The organism is Pseudomonas sp. Pmew2, from assembly GCF_058129885.1.
Genome location: NZ_CM176702.1, coordinates 2,382,229 through 2,400,744, shown reverse-complemented (window position 1 = coordinate 2,400,744; position 18,516 = coordinate 2,382,229). Strand labels below are relative to the sequence as shown.

Here is an 18,516-nt window from a genome sequence, read left to right as displayed (position 1 = left end):
CGGGCACTGCGCCGTGGTTTCTCTTGTTGTCTCAGCGTTTCTTGCGATTCTGGATATGGATGGCGCCGCCATTCACAGCCAGTGCAGCTTCATGCAGCGCTTCGGACAGAGTCGGGTGCGAGAAGACCATCATGCCGATGTCTTCTGCGCTGCTGCCGAATTCCATCGCGATTGCGCCCTGCTGTACCAGCTCGGCAGCGCTTGGACCAATAACGTGAACACCCAGTACGCGGTCAGTCTTGGCGTCGGCTATGATCTTGACGAAGCCGCCGGTGTCGTTGGCTGCCATGGCACGGCCGCTGGCCGCGAACGGGAACGTACCGACATTGACTTCAACGCCTTCGGCCTTGAGCGTCTGCTCGGTCTTGCCGACCCAGGCGATTTCCGGGTGGGTGTAGATAACCGACGGGATCAGGTTGTAGTTCATCTGAGCCTTGTGGCCCTTGATGCGCTCGACAACCATGATGCCTTCTTCCGACGCCTTGTGTGCCAGCATCAGGCCACGCACCACGTCACCGATGGCGTATACGCCAGGAACGCTGGTGGTGCAGTAGTCGTCAACGTAGATGAAACCGCGCTCGTCCAGATCAACGCCGCTGTCCGATGCCAGCAGGTCAGTGGTCACTGGACGACGGCCAACGGCAACGATCAGACGATCAAAGGTAATCGACTGCTCGCCAGCGGCGTCGGTGTAGCTGACCACCACTTCTTCGCCATCGACCTTGGAACCGGTCACGCGAGCGCCCAGCTTGATGTCCAGACCTTGCTTGGTGAAGGTTTTCAGCGCTTCCTTGGAAACTGCTTCGTCGGCCGCCGGAATGAACTTGTCCAGTGCTTCCAGAACAGTGACCTGAGCGCCAAGGCGAGCCCATACAGAGCCCAGCTCCAGGCCGATCACGCCAGCGCCGATGACGCCCAGACGCTGTGGAACCTGTTGGAATTCCAGAGCGCCGGTCGAATCGACGATGACTTTCTGGTCAACCGGAGCTGGCGGGATGTCGATAGGACGCGAGCCCGAAGCCAGAATCACATGGTCAGCTTCGATGATTTCAACGGTGCCGTCGGCAGCCGTCAGCTCGACCTTCTTTCCAGCCAGCAGTTTGCCGTGGCCTTGCAGAGTGGTCACGCCATTGGCTTTGAACAGGCTGGCAACGCCGCCGGTCAGGCCTTTGACGATAGTCGACTTGCGACCGATCATGGCCGGCACATCGATGTTCACTTCAGATGTCGAGATGCCGTGCACGCTGAAGCCATTCTTGGCTTCATAGAACTTCCAGGAGCTGTCGAGCAGCGCCTTGGAAGGAATGCAACCAACGTTGAGGCAGGTACCACCGAGGGCCAGTTTGCCCTCCTTGTCCTGGTACTTCTCGATGCAGGCAGTCTTGAGACCAAGTTGCGCAGCCTTGATGGCGGCAACATAACCGCCAGGGCCTGCGCCAATCACTACCACGTCGAATTTCTGGGACATAACAAAGAGTTCCTCTTTAGCTGCGAGCTTTTAGCTGCAAGCTGCAAGTCGATCCGCGATCAGGCAAAAACGACTTGCGACCTATTAATCAGGTGAAACACACCAGCCCCGGCTGCACGCTTTATCGCTTCTGACTTGAAGCTTGCAACCACGGGCTGCCTCATCAGATATCCAGCAACAGACGAGCCGGATCTTCCAGCAGGTTCTTGATGGTCACGAGGAAGGTTACCGCTTCCTTGCCGTCAATCAAACGGTGATCGTACGACAGTGCCAGATACATCATCGGACGAATCACTACCTGACCGTTGACTGCCATCGGGCGCTGAAGAATGTTGTGCATGCCCAGAATTGCAGCCTGTGGCGGGTTGACGATCGGCGTCGACATCATCGAACCGAAAGTACCACCATTAGTGATCGTGAAGGTGCCACCGGTCATCTCGTCGATGGACAGTTTGCCATCACGGGCCTTCTTGCCGAAGGTGGCGATGCCGCCTTCGATTTCAGCCAGGCTCATGTGCTCGGCGTTACGCAGAACCGGTACAACCAGACCACGGTCGCTGGACACTGCAACACCGACGTCAGCGTAGCCGTGGTAGACGATGTCGGAGCCGTCGATCGACGCGTTGACAGCCGGGAAGCGTTTCAGCGCCTCGGTAGCAGCCTTGACGAAGAACGACATAAAGCCCAGACGCACGCCGTTGTGCGACTTCTCGAACAGGTCCTTGTACTTCGAACGCAGTGCCATGACTTCGGTCATGTCGACTTCGTTGAACGTGGTCAGCATGGCCATGTTCGACTGGGCTTCGACCAGACGCTTGGCAACGGTTGCACGTACACGAGTCATCGGCACGCGCTTCTCGGTGCGGTCGCCAGCAGCGACAACCGGAGCGGCAGCGGCAGCAGGTTTGGCAGCAGGAGCGGCGGCTGGAGCGGATTTCTTCGCCTCAACGGCAGCGACCACGTCTTCCTTGGTGATACGGCCGTCTTTACCAGTGCCTTTGACGCTGGCCAGGTTAATACCGTTTTCTTCAGCGAGTTGACGCGCAGCAGGCGCGGCAATCGGGTCTTCTTCGCCAGCGGCAGCCGGTGCAGCGGCGGGTGCCGAGGCAGGCGCAGCAGAGGCAGGCGCAGCAGCAGGTGCTGGAGCAGCAGATGCCGTGGCACCATCATTCAAAGTGCCAAGCACTTCGTTGGAGAGGACGATAGCGCCCTCTTCCTTGGTGATCGAGCCCATCACGCCGTCAGCTTCGGCCAATACTTCCAGAACAACCTTGTCAGTCTCGATATCGACCAGCATCTCGTCCCGTTTTACCGCATCACCCTCTTTTTTGTACCACTTGGAAATGGTGCCATCGGCAACGGATTCCGGGAAAGAGGGGGCTTTGATCTCGATAGCCATTATCTGTAATTCCTTAATTCGGTTTCTAATGCTCGAAGGCGTTAAACAGTGAAGGCATCTTGCAACAGTTTTTCCTGCTGCTCGGCGTGCATCGAAGCGTAACCACAAGCTGGAGCGGCAGAGGCGTCACGACCGGCGTACTCAAGAACGAGTTCACGTTTGTGGTTGCCCATGCTGCGGCGCAGGTGGTGCTGACTGCTGTACCAAGCACCCTGGTTCATCGGTTCTTCCTGACACCAGACCACATGCTGCAGGTTGGTGTACGGCGCGATGGTTTCCATCAGGTCGTCTTCAGGGAACGGGTACAGCTGCTCGATACGAACGATGGCAATGTCTTCACGCCCTTCGGCACGGCGTTTTTCCAGCAGGTCGTAGTAAACCTTGCCGCTGCACAGCACCAGACGCGTGACCTTGGCCGGACCGAGGGTATCGATTTCCGGAATGACGGTCTGGAACGAGCCTTCGGCCAGATCTTCCAAGGTCGAAACAGCCAGTTTGTGACGCAGCAACGACTTGGGAGTCAGCACGATCAGCGGCTTGCGCAGCGGGCGGATGACCTGACGACGCAGCAAATGGTAGATCTGCGCCGGAGTCGTTGGTACGCACACCTGAATGTTGTGCTCGGCACACAATTGCAGGTAACGCTCAAGACGTGCCGACGAGTGCTCTGGCCCCTGCCCTTCGTAGCCGTGAGGCAACAGCATGGTCAGACCGCACAGACGGCCCCACTTGTGTTCACCGCTGGTGATGAACTGGTCGACAACCACCTGGGCACCGTTGGCGAAGTCGCCGAACTGCGCTTCCCAGATAACCAGTGCATCCGGCTGGGTGGTCGAGTAACCGTATTCGAATGCCAGCACGGCCTCTTCCGACAGGAACGAGTCGTACAGGTCGAAACGCGGCTGACCGGAGTACAGATTCTGCAGCGGGATATAGGTCCCGGCGTCTTTCTGGTTGTGCAGTACGGCGTGGCGGTGCGAGAACGTACCGCGACCGATGTCCTGCCCTGTCATACGGATCGGGTGACCTTCGAACGCCAGCGTGGCGTATGCCATGGTTTCGGCGTAACCCCAGTTGATCGGCAAGCCACCGGCCTGCATCTTCTGACGGTCTTCGTAGATCTTCTGAACCTGACGCTGCACGACGAAGCCTTCAGGAAGTTCCATCAGCTTGGCGGACAGTTCCTGCAGGGTCTTGAGGTCGAAGCGAGTGTCGTGACGCGCAGTCCAGGCGTGGCCCAGATAAGGACGCCAGTCGACGAACAACTCCTTGTTCGGCTCCTTGACCAGGCTTTTCACTACGTGCAGACCATTGTCCAGCGCGCTGCGGTAATCATCGACCTTGGCCTGAACACGGGCTTCATCGAGAATGCCGGTCTTGATCAAATGCTCGGCATACAGCTCACGGGTGGTGCGCTGCTTGGTGATCTGCTGATACATCAGAGGCTGAGTGCCACTCGGCTCGTCAGCTTCGTTGTGACCACGACGACGGTAGCAGACCAGATCGATCACGATATCGCGCTTGAACTGCATGCGGTAATCGATCGCCAGCTGGGTCACGAACATCACAGCTTCCGGATCATCACCATTTACATGGAGGATCGGTGCCTGGATCATCTTGGCAACGTCGGTGGCGTACTCGGTCGAACGCGAGTCCAGCGGGTTGCTGATGGTGAAGCCCACCTGGTTGTTGATGACGATGTGGATCGTGCCGCCCGTCTTGAAGCCGCGGGTCTGCGACATCTGGAAGGTTTCCATGACCACGCCCTGACCGGCAAAGGCCGCGTCGCCGTGGAGGGAAATCGGCAGAACCTTGTCACCGTTAGGATCGTTGCGACGATCCTGACGCGCACGCACCGACCCCTCGACCACCGGAGAAACGATCTCCAGGTGAGACGGGTTGAATGCCATGGCAAGGTGAACCTCACCGCCTGCGGTCATGACGTTGGAAGAGAAACCCTGGTGATATTTGACGTCACCGGAACCCAGTTCCACTTTTTTCTTGCCTTCGAACTCGTCGAACAGTTCGCGCGGGTTCTTGCCAAAAGTGTTGACCAGTACGTTGAGGCGGCCGCGGTGGGCCATACCGATCACGACTTCCTTGGTGCCATAGGACCCGGAACGCTGAATCAGCTCGTCGAGCATCGGGATCAGGCTTTCGCCACCTTCCAGACCGAAGCGCTTGGTACCCGGATATTTGGTACCCAGATACTTCTCGAGACCTTCGGCTGCGGTGACACGCTCGAGCAGGTGGCTCTGGATATCAGCCGAGAACGCTGGACGGCCGCGAACACTCTCAAGACGCTGCATGAACCAGTTGCGCTGCTCGGAATCCACGATATGGGTGAACTCGGAGCCGATGGTGCGACAATATGTCTGCTGCAACGCTTCATGAATTTCGCGTAGGCTCGCTTCCTCTTTGCCGATGAACAGGTCGCCGGCACGGAAGGTCGTATCAAGATCGGCATTGGTCAAGCCGTAATGATTGATCGACAGATCCGCAGGCGCAGGGCGCTGCCAAAGGCCCAACGGATCGAGCTGAGCAGCCTGGTGGCCACGCATCCGATACGCCTGGATCAGTCGCAGCACTTCAACCTGCTTCTTCTCGTGCTCGCTGCTCACACTGCCGGCGGACACCGGTTGAGCGCGGCGCTGGTTTTTGGCCAGCAACACGAAATGATCGCGAATAGTCGAGTGCGATACATCAGTGGCAGAGCTGCCGTCTGCTGGCAACTTCTGAAAGTAGGTGCGCCATTCTTCTGGCACAGCGTTAGGGTCGTGCAGGTAAAGCTCATAGAGCTCTTCCACATAGGCAGCGTTACCACCGGATAGGTGGGCACTGTTCCACATGCGCTGCATCACGCTTTCTTGCATGCTTGGTCACCCTCGGTAAGGGGACACCACCGGCGAAGACACCAGAGCAATCCTGAAATAGTCGTGTGCAGCGACTGTATCAAGTCACCAGGGATCACGCAGATAGTCCGGGTACCAGCCCGGATGCCCCTGCTGGTCTCATTTCTTCAAAATAAGAGCGGCAGCTTTGCGAGCTACTGCTCAGGTTAAAACTACGGCGCCGGTTGAAGCCTGCGCCGCAGCCACTTCAGTGCAACGGTGTAACAGATAAAACGATCAATCAGACGCCGCTTTGCAACAACATGTTGCGCACGTGACCGATAGCCTTGGTTGGGTTAAGGCCTTTCGGGCACACGTTGACGCAGTTCATGATGCCGCGGCAGCGGAACACGCTGAACGGATCATCAAGCGAAGCCAGACGTTCATTGGTGCGGGTGTCACGGCTGTCAGCCAGGAAACGGTAGGCTTGCAGCAGCGCAGCAGGACCCAGGAACTTGTCGGGGTTCCACCAGAAGGACGGGCAGGAAGTCGAGCAGCAAGCGCACAGAATGCACTCGTACAGACCATCGAGCTTTTCGCGCTCTTCCGGAGTTTGCAGACGTTCGATGGCCGGAGCCGGCGTGTCATTCTGCAGGAACGGCTTCACCTTCTCGTACTGCTTGTAGAAGATGCTCATATCGACGACCAGGTCACGAATGACCGGCAAACCAGGCAGCGGACGTACGATCAGCCTGTTCTTGGCAACAACGGCAGACAGCGGCGTGATGCAGGCCAGACCGTTCTTGCCATTGATGTTCATGCCATCGGAACCGCACACGCCTTCGCGGCACGAACGACGGTAAGAGAAGCCTTGATCCTGTTCTTTGACCAGGGCGAGCACGTCCAGCACCATCAGGTCCTTGCCACCGGTATCGACCTGAAACTCCTGCATGAACGGCGTGGCGTCCTGCTCAGGGTTGTAACGATAAACACTGACTTGCAACATATCGGTCACCCCTTAATAAGTCCGAATCTTAGGTTCAAAAGTCGGAACAGTCTTCGGCGAGAAGTTCACGGCACGCTTGGTCACGCGCTTGTCACCCGGGAAATACAGGGTGTGGCACAACCAGTTCTCGTCATCGCGATCTTCAAAGTCTTCACGGGCGTGAGCGCCGCGGGACTCTTTACGATGCTCTGCGGCGATCGCCGTGGCTTCGGCAACTTCCAGCAGGTTTTGCAGTTCAAGCGCTTCGATACGGGCGGTATTGAATGCCTGGCTCTTGTCATTGATCTTGACGTTGGCGATACGCACGCGCAGGTCAGCCAGCTGAGCAATACCCTTCTGCATGTATTCGCCGGTGCGGAACACACCGAAGTAGTTCTGCATGCAGCTTTGCAGCTCTTTACGCAGCGTGGCGACGTCTTCGCCGGTAGTGCGCTCGTTCAGGCCGGCAACGCGTGCCAGCGCAGCATCGATGTCGGACTCGGAAGCACGGGCGTAGTCGATACCTTCGCTCAGCGCTTTCTCCAGGTGGATACCCGCAGCGCGACCGAACACCACCAGATCGAGCAACGAGTTGCCGCCCAGGCGGTTGGCACCGTGAACCGATACGCAAGCCACTTCACCTACCGCGAACAGACCCGGAATGATCTGATCGACACCGGCGGCGTCCTGAGTGATCGCCTGACCATGAATGTTGGTGGCAACGCCGCCCATCATGTAATGGCAGGTAGGAACTACCGGAATCGGCGCTGTTGCAGGGTCGACGTGAGCGAAGGTCTTGGACAACTCCATAATGCCTGGCAAACGGCTGTGCAACACTTCTTCGCCCAGGTGATCGAGCTTGAGCATCACATGGTCGCCATCCGGACCACAGCCGTTACCGGCAATGATTTCCTTGACCATGGAGCGCGCAACCACGTCACGACCTGCAAGGTCCTTGGCGTTCGGAGCATAACGCTCCATGAAACGCTCGCCGTGCTTGTTGATCAGGTAACCGCCTTCACCGCGGCAGCCTTCGGTGACCAGTACACCTGCACCGGCAATGCCGGTCGGGTGAAACTGCCACATTTCGATGTCCTGAACCGGGACACCGGCGCGCAGTGCCATACCGATACCGTCACCGGTATTGATCAGGGCGTTGGTGGTCGAAGAGTAGATACGACCTGCACCGCCGGTTGCCAGCACGGTAGCGTTGGCACGGATGTAGGAAGTTTCGCCGGTTTCAATGCAGATGGCGATGATGCCGACAAAGGCACCGTCCTGATTCTTGACCAGATCCACGCCGTAGTATTCGTTGAGGAATACGGTGCCAGCCTTGAGGTTGGCCTGATACAGGGTGTGCAGCAGTGCGTGACCGGTACGGTCGGCAGCAGCACAGGTACGTGCAGCCTGACCGCCCTTGCCGAAGTCCTTGGACTGACCGCCAAACGGACGCTGGTAGATGCGACCCTGTTCGGTACGGGAGAACGGCAAGCCCATGTGCTCGAGTTCGAAAACAGCTTCAGGGCCTACGGAACACATGTATTCGATAGCGTCCTGGTCACCGATGTAGTCGGAACCCTTGACGGTATCGTACATGTGCCAGCGCCAGTCATCGTTCGGATCGGCAGAGGCAATTGCGCAGGTGATGCCACCCTGGGCAGAAACGGTGTGCGAGCGTGTCGGAAACACCTTGGTGACCACGGCAGTCTTGTGACCGCCCTGAGCGAGCTGCAGGGCAGCGCGCATACCGGCACCGCCACCACCAATGATGATGGCGTCGAAGGAAAGCGAATTTATGTTAGCCATGAATCAGATACCCCAAAGAATCTGCACGCCCCAGACGAAGTAGGCGAACATCAGAACGCCGCATACCGCCTGAAACAGAAAACGTACTGCAGTGGCGGACTTGCCCAGCGCCATCGGCGTCAGGTAGTCGGTCGCGATGGTCCACATGCCGACCCAGGCGTGAGCGCCAAGGGCAACGAGGGCCAGCAGACTGAAGATACGCATTCCGTTGTGTGCGAACAGATCATGCCATTGGGCGTAACTCAGACCCGGATGAAAGACCATGTATCCGATCAGGAATATGAAATAAGCCGCGAGCACGACCGCAGAAACACGCTGAGCCATCCAGTCATAGAGGCCCGAACGCGAAAGGTTGGTGACGTTGGTTACCATATCCATACTCCCGCCAGAAGAATCAGTACCACGGAAACCGCGATAACGATTTTGGAGCCCAGCTTGCCGCCTTCGAGCGTCTCGCCTACCCCGGAGTCCATGATGAGGTGACGGATACCGGCCACCATGTGATACAGCAGGGCAGACAGAAGCCCCCAGATGATCAGCTTGGCCAGCGGGCTGGTCAGACACGCCTTGACTTCACCGAACCCTTCTTCGGACGCCAGCGACTTGTCCATTGCATACAGCATGATTGCAATACCGACAAAGAGGATGACACCGGAGATGCGGTGAAGGATGGACGTGTAAGCGGTGACTGGGAGCTTGATGGTCCTTAGGTCTAGATTTACAGGTCGTTGGCTATTCACGGCTTTTTTTCACACTGAAGAGCCCCTAACAATCAGGGCAAGTTGTTGGGAAGTGCACTGGTCAGGTACCCACCACCCAGGAAGTGACGACCCCCTTGAAACAGGCCAAAAAGCCTTTGGCGGTCGGACGCCGAGTATAGACAGTTAGGTTACTAATGACAACGCGCAGACTTACCGCCAATGGCGCATTGCGTTGCCGGGACAAAAGGCGTAAACGGCAGGAAACGGTCTGAAAAAATCCACGGCGGGCCCTTGCGGAACACGACTTTAGGCAAATTGACTTTAGAATTTATCTCACTATAGTGATGCGGGCCCTGCGTGGGGGGCCTGTCTGATGATTTGAAGCATAAATAGGAGGCCACATGGCTGACAAAAAAGCGCAGTTGATCATCGAGGGCGCAGCCCCCGTCGAGCTGCCAATTCTGACCGGTACAGTGGGTCCGGACGTGATCGACGTACGCGGCCTGACCGCCACCGGCCGCTTCACATTTGACCCTGGCTTCATGTCCACGGCCTCTTGCGATTCGAAGATCACCTACATTGATGGTGACAATGGCATTCTGCTGCACCGCGGCTACCCGATCGAACAACTGGCCGAGCAGTCCGATTACCTCGAAACCTGCTACCTGCTGCTCAACGGCGAACTGCCGACCGCCGAACAGAAAGCCCAGTTCGTGGCCGTGGTCAAGAACCACACGATGGTTCACGAGCAACTCAAGACCTTCTTCAACGGCTTTCGTCGCGACGCCCACCCGATGGCCGTCATGTGCGGCGTAGTCGGTGCCCTGTCAGCGTTCTACCACGACTCGCTGGACATCAATAACCCGCAGCACCGCGAGATTTCCGCTGTACGCCTGGTGGCCAAGATGCCGACCCTGGCAGCGATGGTCTACAAGTACTCCATGGGCCAGCCCATGATGTACCCGCGCAACGACCTCAGCTACGCCGAAAACTTCCTGCACATGATGTTCAACACCCCGTGCGAGATCAAACCGATCAGCCCGGTGCTGGCCAAGGCGATGGACAAGATCTTCATCCTTCACGCCGATCACGAGCAGAACGCCTCGACATCCACCGTCCGCATGGCAGGCTCTTCGGGCGCCAACCCGTTTGCCTGTATCGCTGCCGGCATCGCCGCGCTATGGGGCCCGGCCCACGGCGGCGCCAACGAAGCGGTACTGACCATGCTGGATGAAATCGGTGACGTGTCGAACATCGACAAGTTCATCGCCAAGGCCAAGGACAAGAACGACCCGTTCAAGCTCATGGGCTTCGGCCACCGCGTCTACAAGAACCGTGACCCGCGTGCCACCGTGATGAAGCAGACCTGCGACGAAGTGCTCAAGGAACTGGGTATCACCAACGATCCTCAGCTCGAACTGGCCATGCGCCTCGAAGAGATCGCCCTGACCGACCCGTACTTCATCGAGCGCTCGCTGTACCCGAACGTCGACTTCTACTCAGGCATCATCCTCAAGGCCATCGGCATTCCGACCAGCATGTTCACCGTAATCTTCGCTCTGGCGCGGACCGTCGGCTGGATTTCGCACTGGAAAGAAATGCTCTCCAGCCCTTACAAGATCGGTCGCCCTCGCCAGCTCTACACCGGCAACGTGCAACGCGATATCGTCGCCCTGCAAGACCGCAAGTAAGCGTTACACGCAAAAACAAAGGGCTGCCACTGGCAGCCCTTTTTTGTGCGTACTGCGTACTGCAGATTATTGCGTCTGCGCAGCCCGCTCTCTGAGCGCTTTCAGCGTATTGAACGGCGCGTCGACAACGAACTTGTTGGCCAGCATCGATGGCACACTACCACCCGGCTCGGTGTGAACCTGATAAGTCACCTCAGTCTGGTTCGACCCCTTGGGCACCATCTTCCAGAACCCCTTGACCTCGGTCACACGCACGAAACCCTTTTCCTCGGGAATGTACGTGGGCTGCTCTTCAAGATTCCGGGTAATACTGCCGTCAGCCCCCTCCTGAGTAGTGATCAACAGCACCGAGTCACGAGGCGTCACCGGCCAGGGCGTGTTGAACTGGCTGTAGGTCCAGGTCTTGTTACCTTCATGCTTGAGTATCTTCTGTAACTTGCACTCATGAATCCAGGCGCAGGCCCCCGCAACATCCTCTTGAAGCGCACGCAGCTTGCTCACGCTGGCATTGATCAGCGTAATGCCCTGATAGGCCTTGTAATCGGACCCAGGCACATCACTCAACGAAACCTTGATGCCATCCTCGTTCTTGACCACTTTCCAGTCGTCAGCCTGCGCCGTTCCGGCAAGCATTACAGTCAAACCACAAGCAACAGCGATGCGATACAGCGGACTCATTGTTTTATTCCTTGTTTTGAAGTTCCGACAAAGCACTAGCGCCCAAAAACCGCCCTTTCATGCAACTGCTGTAGCTTTTTCCCACCAGCCAATAAGGCGAATGGCATCCGCCTGATCGACTCCGCAGACATCTTCCGCCGCCTTGAACTGACTGCATACCGCAGGGCGCTCGGGCCTGCCGAACAAGGCGCACAGAAGCTCGACCGACAAGTGCAGGCATCGCTCACATGCCGGTTTTCCATCGGGCATGCCGGGTATGGGAGACGTGATGGAAGGCGCTATGCAGCACGCACCACAATCGGAACGGCAGTCCATGACCAGACACCCTTACTGAAAAATAGAAAAAGAGGAAGGATATTAACCGTCAAAACGTCTGTTTGAAAACGCCGTATCGGACGATAGGCAGGGCTTACTGCTTGAATTTGAAATCCAGCGCAGCACCTTCGACATCGCGACGGTTTTCGTTGCGCATCTGCAATTGCATTTCGTTGGTCAGCAATCGACCTTCAAGCTCAAAGGGGCCGGGGTTGGCCGAAGCCCCCTTGTCGCTGAACATCTGCGGCAATATCGGCTTGCGCTTGCTGGTAATCACATTGGCGGGCGGGTCCAGCTCCTTGACAAGCTCGGGCGGCAAACTCAGGTCGAGCTTTGGCGACTTGATGCGCACATCCTTGGCACTGGCCGTTTTGGCGTCTTTGGCGTTCTTGCGCTTGCTGACAGGCGCCTTGGCCGCCGCTACTTTCGAAGGCGACTTTTCAGAAACTGCCGCATTGGCCACCGGAGGCGCTGATGGTTGTGATTTTTCCTTGCCCACCACTACCGGCACCACCGGGACACCTGGCATCAACTGATGCATGGTATCGGGTGCCTTTATCTGTTTTGCATCCGTCGCCACCGCCTCCACAGGAGCCTCGGTCTTCAAGTGCACTTCAGGCGAGACCGGAGCCGTAATAACCGCCTCGGTTTTAGGCTTGGGCACAGGAGGATCCTGAGCATCACAACCACTCAGAAGCACGACGACAAGCAATCCCAGACAGCGAAAAACATTCATAGGCAAAAAGTCAGGCAAGACAGTGGCAAATAGCCGGAAAAGAAACACATGCTGTGCTTTTGAGGCCAACCTGACAAGCCAAGAGTTCAAAACAATTGACAAAAAATCTTTACAACTCAGTACACATGTACCGCTTCCTGACACAACTGCTTGGCCAGAATACCCAGCGTCATCAGTGCCCGCTCAGCCTCTTTGTTCCAAGGCATCCCGCAGTTGAGGCGAATGCAATGATTGAACTGCTCGGTATTACTGAAGATCAACCCCGGCGCGATACTGATACCCTGCTCCAGCGCACGAACATGCAGCTCCTGAGTATTGACCCGGCCCGGCAGGCTAACCCACAGAATGAACCCACCCGCAGGGCGACTCATCTGAGTGCCCTCAGGAAAGAACTGCTGCACCGCCAATTGGAAGGCGCTGAGATTCTTGCGGTATTCCAGGCGAATGAAACGTAAGTGCCGATCGTAACCGCCGTTTTCGAGGTATGCGGCGACCGCCATCTGCGTAACACTGCATGCAGAATGCGTGCTGAAAGTCTGCAGACGTTGAATTTCTGCCTGGTATTTGCCAGCGATGATCCAGCCGATGCGTACACCGGGCGACAGCGTCTTGGAAAAGCTGGAACAGTAAATCACCCTCCCCAGCCGATCGAACGCCTTGAGCGCCTTGGTCCTCCCGACTTCGAACATCAACTCACCGTAGACATCGTCTTCAACCACTTGAATATCGAAGTCCGAGGCCAGACGCAGCAGGTTCTTCTGCCGCTCCTCCGGCATGGTGCCGCCCAGTGGGTTGCTCAGGCGTGAAGTCAGTACCAATGCTTTGATTGACCATTGATTGGCCGCCAGTTGCAAGGCCTCCAGACTGATGCCGGTGGCCGGGTCGCTGGGGATTTCGATGACTTTCAAGCCCAATAGGTCGGCAAGTTGCAACAACCCGTAATAAGCAGGCGACTCGGCAGCAATCAGGTCACCCGGCCGGGTCAGCACGCGAAGAGTCATCTGCAGTGCATCCACGCACCCGTGAGTGATCACCACCTCGGACGGATCGACCACCACGCCGGCGTCGCGCATACGGATGGCGACCTGCCTGCGCAGCGGCTCGAAACCCGGGCTGAACATATAGCTGAAGGCCCGCGGGCTGTGAAAACGCGTCACTTTCGCTAATTGCTGATGCAGCGCACGCACCGGCAGGTAGTCCACATGAGGCACAGCGGCGCCCAGAGCAAACACGCCCTCGCGTCGGGATTCCTCGAGCACTTGCTGGATGATACTGCTGCGCGTGACCAGACCAGGCCGCTCGACCCGCGCGATATCCGGGGTCGAAGCCGTAAGTGCCGGGGTTTGATGAACATAGTAGCCGGACTGAGGACGCGCCCGGATCAACCCTTGATCTTCAAGGTTCGCATAAGCCTGCAATACCGTCGCATGGCTGACATTGAGCTGCGAACTCATCTTGCGAACCGAAGGCACACGCTCACCGGGTTGATACACCCCACGACGAATATCTTCGGCAAGCTGCTGGGCGATACGCTGATAGAGCAAAAGATTGGTCATGACACAGCCTCGAAAAGACCGGTGATTTATTGTTTTTAAAAATACAGATACGGAATAACCGGCACAGTCCAGAAGTGTACGGGAACAGTTTACGTTCAAGCCAGCGGTCACGACCGCTGCACGAAAATAAACGCGGCTGAAAACGCCATGTGCAAAGCCTTTAAAGCCAAAAAAGCCCGAGACCGTTTCCGGCGTCGGGCTTTTTGAAAAGTTTTTATCAGCGCGCTGCGCCTAACTGACCCTTTTCATCAGAAAAAACAATTTCCACACGGCGATTTTGCGCGCGCCCGCGCTCGGAGGCGTTGGCGTTCACCGGGAACTGCTGACCGTAGCCCTCGACATGTATACGTTTTTCATCGACACCCAGATCCATCAGAACGTCTGCGACTGCTTGTGCACGATCCTTCGACAGCTTCAGATTCTCCTGACGGTCACCTGTGCTGTCGGTGTAGCCCTCGATCCGGACCACTCGACGCGGATTGATCTGCAAAAACTGCACAACCTTGAGAATGGTGCGACTGGCCGAGCTTTTCAGCTCGGCGTGGCCGGCGTCGAACAGCACATCTCCCAACGTCATGACCAGCCCGCGATCGGTCTCGGTGGTGGCCAGACTGAGGATCTGATCTTCCAGCCAGCGCCCCTGCTGCTGGGCACTGGCCAGCTTGGCCTCACGCAGCGCCAATTGCAGACGCTGGCGCTCCATGTCCATTTTCGCCAGGCGCTCCTGGCTCAGCATCAGATTGCTGTGCTCACGTGCGATCTCGCTGTAGCGGCTGCTGAGGTAGGCGTAATGACTGACGTCGGCACCGCTTCTCAGATAGCTGGACAGACGCTCGGCGCGAGCCAGAGATTCGCCAGCGCGAATGACATCCTTGGGCGCGCTGCGCAACACATCGGTATCTTCCTTGACCTTCTGGAAGTCGGCACTGGCCTGCTGCAAGGCCTGCCCGCTGTCCTGATGACCGGCACACCCGTAAAGGCCAGCCGAACCCAGCAACAGGCACACACTCAGTACACGCGGAAAACGGTTCATTGTGCCTCTCCCAGTTGCTTGCGTAACCGATTGAGGCGGGTATTCAACTGATTGACCTGCTCCTGACTCTTGAGGGTGAGCACTCGGGCCTCTGCCAGCCGGGCATCAAGCTCGGCCTGCTCGGCTTTCATGCGCGCGTCCTTGTAGGCGTGGGTCGCCATGGAGGCGCGAGCTTCGGCAAAGCGGGCCAGAGCAACTTCCATCTCGGGCTGATCATCACCCGCGCCAACGGCTTTGGCCTGCTCCAGCGCCTGCTCGGTCAGCTTGAACTGCTCGGTCGGTAGCGGGTCGCTGGCGCAGCCAGCCAGCGTGGCGATGGCCATGACGGCGATTGAAAAACGAATACTCACAAAAACATCCCTACTTGTCTGGTGCGCTGGCGCTGGCAGGTTGCAACAGCTGGGCTTTCCACAACTCCAGGTTGTGCCTGATGACATCACCCGCAAGGCCGGAGGCGGCCGATTCTGTCATCTTTTTCGCCAGTTGTCCGCGCAACCATGGTTCGTTGCAGGCCGAATTGAACGACAACGCCAGATAAAACCCGGGTGTATCGACCGGCAAGGGTTGCGCAGCCAGGTCTGCAGAAAGACCCAGCGTCTGCACCATGACCATCCCGGCGTAACGACCGGCAAGCACGTAATCCACCTCACCCAGCGCCAGCTTCTGAAAAGCCGGGGTCAGGCCTGGCAGGCGTGTCAGGCTCAAATGCTGCTTGGCCGCAGCCTCGAATGAAGGCGTCAATCGGGTCTTTTCCGACATGGCGCCAGGATGGTCGTGCAGCTCATCCAGGGTATTGAACGGTACGCTGTGATCGTGGCGCGTCCACACCATGATGTCGTTCTGCACGATCGGCGGGTGAATGTAATCAAGCGACTCAAGTTGCGCTGCATTGAACGGCGCGTCCGCCAACAGATCCATGCGTCCGGTGCGCACCTCTTCAAGTGCCTGACTGCGTTTGCCGCCGTACAGGAACTCGACCTTGATACCCAGCTCACCTGCTGCCTGTGTGAGCAGATCGGCATTGGCACCCATCAGATGGCGTGGATCCTGAGGGTCACGCCATAAATAAGGCGGCGCGTCCGGACTGCCGGTCACAATCAGACGCTCGCACTTGCCTGCCGCGAATGAAAGCGTCGGCAGCATGACCAGCCCGAGAAAAAGCGAAGACAGCAGCCGGGGATGCACCATGAAAAGTCCTTTGATACCCGATAAAAAACCCGCTCGATCCGGGGCTATGTACCGCAAACAATCTGCCGGCACACAAACCCCGAACGGAACGGGTTCTCTTTATAGTGGAAGCGCGTGGCTTAAACCAGCTTCTCCAGCTCGGGAATGGCTTCGAACAAATCAGCCACCAGCCCGTAATCGGCCACCTGGAAGATCGGAGCTTCCTCATCCTTGTTGATCGCAACGATCACCTTGGAGTCTTTCATGCCGGCCAGATGCTGAATGGCACCGGAAATACCGACAGCAATATACAGCTGAGGCGCAACGATCTTGCCGGTCTGGCCGACCTGCATGTCGTTGGGCACAAAACCGGCATCGACCGCAGCACGGGAAGCACCCACTGCAGCACCGAGTTTGTCGGCCAGCGTGTACAGGTGCTTGAAGTTGTCGCCGTTCTGCATGCCACGACCGCCGGATACGACGATCTTGGCCGCTGTCAGTTCTGGACGATCGGATTTGGCCAGTTCTTCGCCAACGAAGCTGGACTTGCCCGCATCGTGAGCAGCCGAAACCGCTTCGATAGAAGCCGAACCACCCTCGGCAGCGACCGGATCGAAACCGGTGGCACGCACGGTGATGACCTTGATCGCGGCAGTGGACTGCACGGTGGCAATGGCGTTACCGGCGTAGATCGGGCGGGTGAAGGTGTCGGCCGAGACCACCGAAACGATCTCGGATATCTGGTCGACATCCAGCTGCGCAGCAACGCGAGGCAGGACGTTCTTGCCGTTGGAGGTTGCAGCGGCCAGAACGTGACTATGGCCCGCAACCAGCTCTACGACCAGTGGCGCAACGTTTTCAGGCAATTGATGTGCATAGGCAGCGTTGTCGGCCACCAGCACTTTCGCCACGCCGGCAATTTTGGCGGCGGCGTCGGCAACGGCACTTACGCCTGAACCGGCAACCAGCAAGTGGATGTCACCGCCGATCTTCTGCGCGGCAGCCAGGGTATTGAGCGTAGCCGGGGCTACGGTCGCATTGTCGTGTTCAGCGATAACCAGGATCGTCATTTAGATTACCTTCGCTTCGTTTTTCAGTTTCTCGACCAGTTCAGCCACCGATTTGACCTTGATGCCCGCGCTGCGTGCAGCCGGTGCTTCAACCTTGAGGGTCTTGTTGGTCGAGGCCGTGGAAACGCCCAGTGCATCCGGGGTCAGCACTTCAAGCGGCTTCTTCTTGGCTTTCATGATGTTGGGCAGCGAAGCGTAGCGTGGCTCGTTCAGACGCAGGTCCGTGGTCACGATCGCTGGCAGGCTCAGGGAAACAGTCTGCAGACCGCCGTCGATCTCACGGGTCACGGCAACCTTGTCACCGGAGACTTCAACCTTCGAGGCGAACGTACCTTGCGGGTAGCCGCTCAGTGCGGCCAGCATCTGGCCGGTCTGGTTGTTATCACTGTCGATGGCCTGTTTGCCAAGGATCACCAGCTGTGGCTGTTCCTTGTCGACCACTGCCTTGAGCAGCTTGGCCACGGCCAGAGAGGTCAGTTCTTCGGTAGACTCGACCAGCACGGCGCGGTCGGCACCCAGCGCCAGGGCGGTACGCAGTTGCTCCTGAGCAGTGGTAGGACCAATGGTGACGACCACGATTTCCGTTGCCACGCCCTTCTCTTTCAAGCGCACCGCTTCTTCAACAGCGATTTCGCAGAACGGGTTCATGGACATTTTGACGTTGGCAAGATCGACGCCGGAGTTGTCCGCCTTGACGCGAACCTTGACGTTGTAGTCGACCACTCGTTTGACAGCTACAAGAACCTTCATGGATTCCTCACTCTCCGGTGAAAAGAAGTCGCCTGGCGATACCAGACGATCGATATGTGTCCTCAACAAGCAATCGCAATGCGTGCAGGCCGTCCGGGCGACTTCAAAAAGCCATATAAAAGCCGGGAGTCACCCGTCAAGCAGCGGCAGGGTGTGTAAAATGCGCCGTGCGACGTTGACCTGTTGCCTGCACCGCGTCCGCCTGATGCCTTTTGAGAGACTTCCTGCAACGCAGGTGCCTCGTTTCAGCCTACGGCAAACGCAAAACCGCCCGTATATTGACCGCAACGCCTTTTCCGGTCAATACGCCAAATCGGCCAGTTCCGAGTC

Annotated in this window: 17 protein-coding genes; 1 reads left to right on the top strand and 16 read right to left on the bottom strand. The window is 57.6% G+C overall.

Annotated features, from left to right (window positions below; genetic code table 11):
* Positions 1–31 precede the first annotated feature (31 nt).
* The 7 genes from lpdA to sdhC all read right to left on the bottom strand — a co-directional run bounded on the left by lpdA (position 32) and on the right by sdhC (position 9,229).
* Complete coding sequence (gene lpdA / locus AC4ANK_RS10850) at positions 32–1,468, bottom strand: dihydrolipoyl dehydrogenase (RefSeq protein WP_002552980.1); 1,437 nt, start codon at positions 1,466–1,468, stop codon at positions 32–34.
* 163 nt (positions 1,469–1,631) lie between these two features.
* Positions 1,632–2,867 (bottom strand): 2-oxoglutarate dehydrogenase complex dihydrolipoyllysine-residue succinyltransferase, encoded by a 1,236-nt coding sequence (gene odhB, locus AC4ANK_RS10845; RefSeq protein ID WP_002552979.1) that lies wholly within the window; start codon positions 2,865–2,867, stop codon positions 1,632–1,634.
* A gap of 41 nt (positions 2,868–2,908) precedes the next feature.
* The gene (locus AC4ANK_RS10840) at positions 2,909–5,740 is read right to left on the bottom strand and encodes a 2-oxoglutarate dehydrogenase E1 component (protein WP_002552978.1); all 2,832 of its coding nucleotides are present in this window, start codon (positions 5,738–5,740) and stop codon (positions 2,909–2,911) included.
* Positions 5,741–5,999: 259 nt separating this feature from the next.
* Complete coding sequence (locus AC4ANK_RS10835; protein WP_002552977.1) at positions 6,000–6,704, bottom strand: succinate dehydrogenase iron-sulfur subunit; 705 nt, start codon at positions 6,702–6,704, stop codon at positions 6,000–6,002.
* Positions 6,705–6,716: 12 nt separating this feature from the next.
* Positions 6,717–8,489 (bottom strand): succinate dehydrogenase flavoprotein subunit, encoded by a 1,773-nt coding sequence (gene sdhA / locus AC4ANK_RS10830; RefSeq protein WP_002552976.1) that lies wholly within the window; start codon positions 8,487–8,489, stop codon positions 6,717–6,719.
* 3 nt (positions 8,490–8,492) lie between these two features.
* Positions 8,493–8,861, bottom strand: coding sequence for a succinate dehydrogenase, hydrophobic membrane anchor protein (gene sdhD / locus AC4ANK_RS10825; RefSeq protein ID WP_003382006.1), 369 nt, complete (start codon positions 8,859–8,861; stop codon positions 8,493–8,495).
* A complete protein-coding gene (gene sdhC, locus AC4ANK_RS10820) occupies positions 8,855–9,229 on the bottom strand; it encodes a succinate dehydrogenase, cytochrome b556 subunit (protein ID WP_002552975.1) in 375 nt (124 codons plus the stop codon). Before sdhC ends, sdhD begins: the two co-directional genes overlap by 7 nt.
* Positions 9,230–9,591: 362 nt before the next feature.
* On the opposite strand from sdhC, the gene gltA reads away from it, so the two are divergent.
* The gene (gene gltA, locus AC4ANK_RS10815) at positions 9,592–10,881 is read left to right on the top strand and encodes a citrate synthase (RefSeq protein WP_002552974.1); all 1,290 of its coding nucleotides are present in this window, start codon (positions 9,592–9,594) and stop codon (positions 10,879–10,881) included.
* Between the two features lie 66 nt (positions 10,882–10,947).
* On the opposite strand, the gene AC4ANK_RS10810 is transcribed toward gltA, so the two are convergent.
* The 9 genes from AC4ANK_RS10810 to AC4ANK_RS10770 form a co-directional block, all read right to left on the bottom strand.
* Complete coding sequence (locus tag AC4ANK_RS10810; RefSeq protein ID WP_002552973.1) at positions 10,948–11,559, bottom strand: START domain-containing protein; 612 nt, start codon at positions 11,557–11,559, stop codon at positions 10,948–10,950.
* A gap of 57 nt (positions 11,560–11,616) precedes the next feature.
* Positions 11,617–11,874, bottom strand: a complete 258-nt coding sequence (locus AC4ANK_RS10805; protein WP_002552972.1) for a YkgJ family cysteine cluster protein — start codon at positions 11,872–11,874, stop codon at positions 11,617–11,619.
* 94 nt (positions 11,875–11,968) lie between these two features.
* Positions 11,969–12,610 carry a hypothetical protein gene (locus AC4ANK_RS10800; RefSeq protein ID WP_002552971.1) on the bottom strand — a complete coding sequence of 214 codons (642 nt, stop codon included), beginning with the start codon at positions 12,608–12,610 and terminating at the stop codon, positions 11,969–11,971.
* 116 nt (positions 12,611–12,726) lie between these two features.
* Complete coding sequence (locus tag AC4ANK_RS10795) at positions 12,727–14,166, bottom strand: aminotransferase-like domain-containing protein (RefSeq protein WP_002552970.1); 1,440 nt, start codon at positions 14,164–14,166, stop codon at positions 12,727–12,729.
* A gap of 217 nt (positions 14,167–14,383) precedes the next feature.
* The gene (locus AC4ANK_RS10790; RefSeq protein WP_460382973.1) at positions 14,384–15,199 is read right to left on the bottom strand and encodes an OmpA family protein; all 816 of its coding nucleotides are present in this window, start codon (positions 15,197–15,199) and stop codon (positions 14,384–14,386) included.
* A complete protein-coding gene (locus tag AC4ANK_RS10785) occupies positions 15,196–15,549 on the bottom strand; it encodes a DUF4398 domain-containing protein (protein ID WP_004658957.1) in 354 nt (117 codons plus the stop codon). The genes AC4ANK_RS10790 and AC4ANK_RS10785 overlap by 4 nt, the downstream gene beginning before the upstream one ends.
* 10 nt (positions 15,550–15,559) lie before the next feature.
* Positions 15,560–16,387: a substrate-binding periplasmic protein gene (locus tag AC4ANK_RS10780; RefSeq protein WP_031594912.1), complete on the bottom strand. Its 828-nt coding sequence runs from the start codon at positions 16,385–16,387 to the stop codon at positions 15,560–15,562.
* Positions 16,388–16,506: 119 nt separating this feature from the next.
* Positions 16,507–17,436 carry an electron transfer flavoprotein subunit alpha/FixB family protein gene (locus tag AC4ANK_RS10775; protein WP_002552967.1) on the bottom strand — a complete coding sequence of 310 codons (930 nt, stop codon included), beginning with the start codon at positions 17,434–17,436 and terminating at the stop codon, positions 16,507–16,509.
* Complete coding sequence (locus AC4ANK_RS10770; protein WP_002552966.1) at positions 17,437–18,186, bottom strand: electron transfer flavoprotein subunit beta/FixA family protein; 750 nt, start codon at positions 18,184–18,186, stop codon at positions 17,437–17,439.
* Positions 18,187–18,516 lie beyond the last annotated feature (330 nt).

Excerpts from the sequence above, each read along its gene's own strand:
- AC4ANK_RS10805 (WP_002552972.1), bottom strand. The coding sequence starts at position 11,874 with ATGGACTGCCGTTCCGATTGTGGTGCGTGCTGCATAGCGCCTTCCATC.
- AC4ANK_RS10795 (WP_002552970.1), bottom strand. The coding sequence starts at position 14,166 with ATGACCAATCTTTTGCTCTATCAGCGTATCGCCCAGCAGCTTGCCGAA.
- AC4ANK_RS10835 (WP_002552977.1), bottom strand. The coding sequence starts at position 6,704 with ATGTTGCAAGTCAGTGTTTATCGTTACAACCCTGAGCAGGACGCCACG.
- sdhA (WP_002552976.1), bottom strand. The coding sequence starts at position 8,489 with ATGGCTAACATAAATTCGCTTTCCTTCGACGCCATCATCATTGGTGGT.
- lpdA (WP_002552980.1), bottom strand. The coding sequence starts at position 1,468 with ATGTCCCAGAAATTCGACGTGGTAGTGATTGGCGCAGGCCCTGGCGGT.
- AC4ANK_RS10770 (WP_002552966.1), bottom strand. The coding sequence starts at position 18,186 with ATGAAGGTTCTTGTAGCTGTCAAACGAGTGGTCGACTACAACGTCAAG.
- odhB (WP_002552979.1), bottom strand. The coding sequence starts at position 2,867 with ATGGCTATCGAGATCAAAGCCCCCTCTTTCCCGGAATCCGTTGCCGAT.
- gltA (WP_002552974.1), top strand. The coding sequence starts at position 9,592 with ATGGCTGACAAAAAAGCGCAGTTGATCATCGAGGGCGCAGCCCCCGTC.
- AC4ANK_RS10800 (WP_002552971.1), bottom strand. The coding sequence starts at position 12,610 with ATGAATGTTTTTCGCTGTCTGGGATTGCTTGTCGTCGTGCTTCTGAGT.
- AC4ANK_RS10810 (WP_002552973.1), bottom strand. The coding sequence starts at position 11,559 with ATGAGTCCGCTGTATCGCATCGCTGTTGCTTGTGGTTTGACTGTAATG.
- AC4ANK_RS10840 (WP_002552978.1), bottom strand. The coding sequence starts at position 5,740 with ATGCAAGAAAGCGTGATGCAGCGCATGTGGAACAGTGCCCACCTATCC.
- AC4ANK_RS10790 (WP_460382973.1), bottom strand. The coding sequence starts at position 15,199 with ATGAACCGTTTTCCGCGTGTACTGAGTGTGTGCCTGTTGCTGGGTTCG.
- AC4ANK_RS10775 (WP_002552967.1), bottom strand. The coding sequence starts at position 17,436 with ATGACGATCCTGGTTATCGCTGAACACGACAATGCGACCGTAGCCCCG.
- AC4ANK_RS10780 (WP_031594912.1), bottom strand. The coding sequence starts at position 16,387 with ATGGTGCATCCCCGGCTGCTGTCTTCGCTTTTTCTCGGGCTGGTCATG.
- sdhD (WP_003382006.1), bottom strand. The coding sequence starts at position 8,861 with ATGGTAACCAACGTCACCAACCTTTCGCGTTCGGGCCTCTATGACTGG.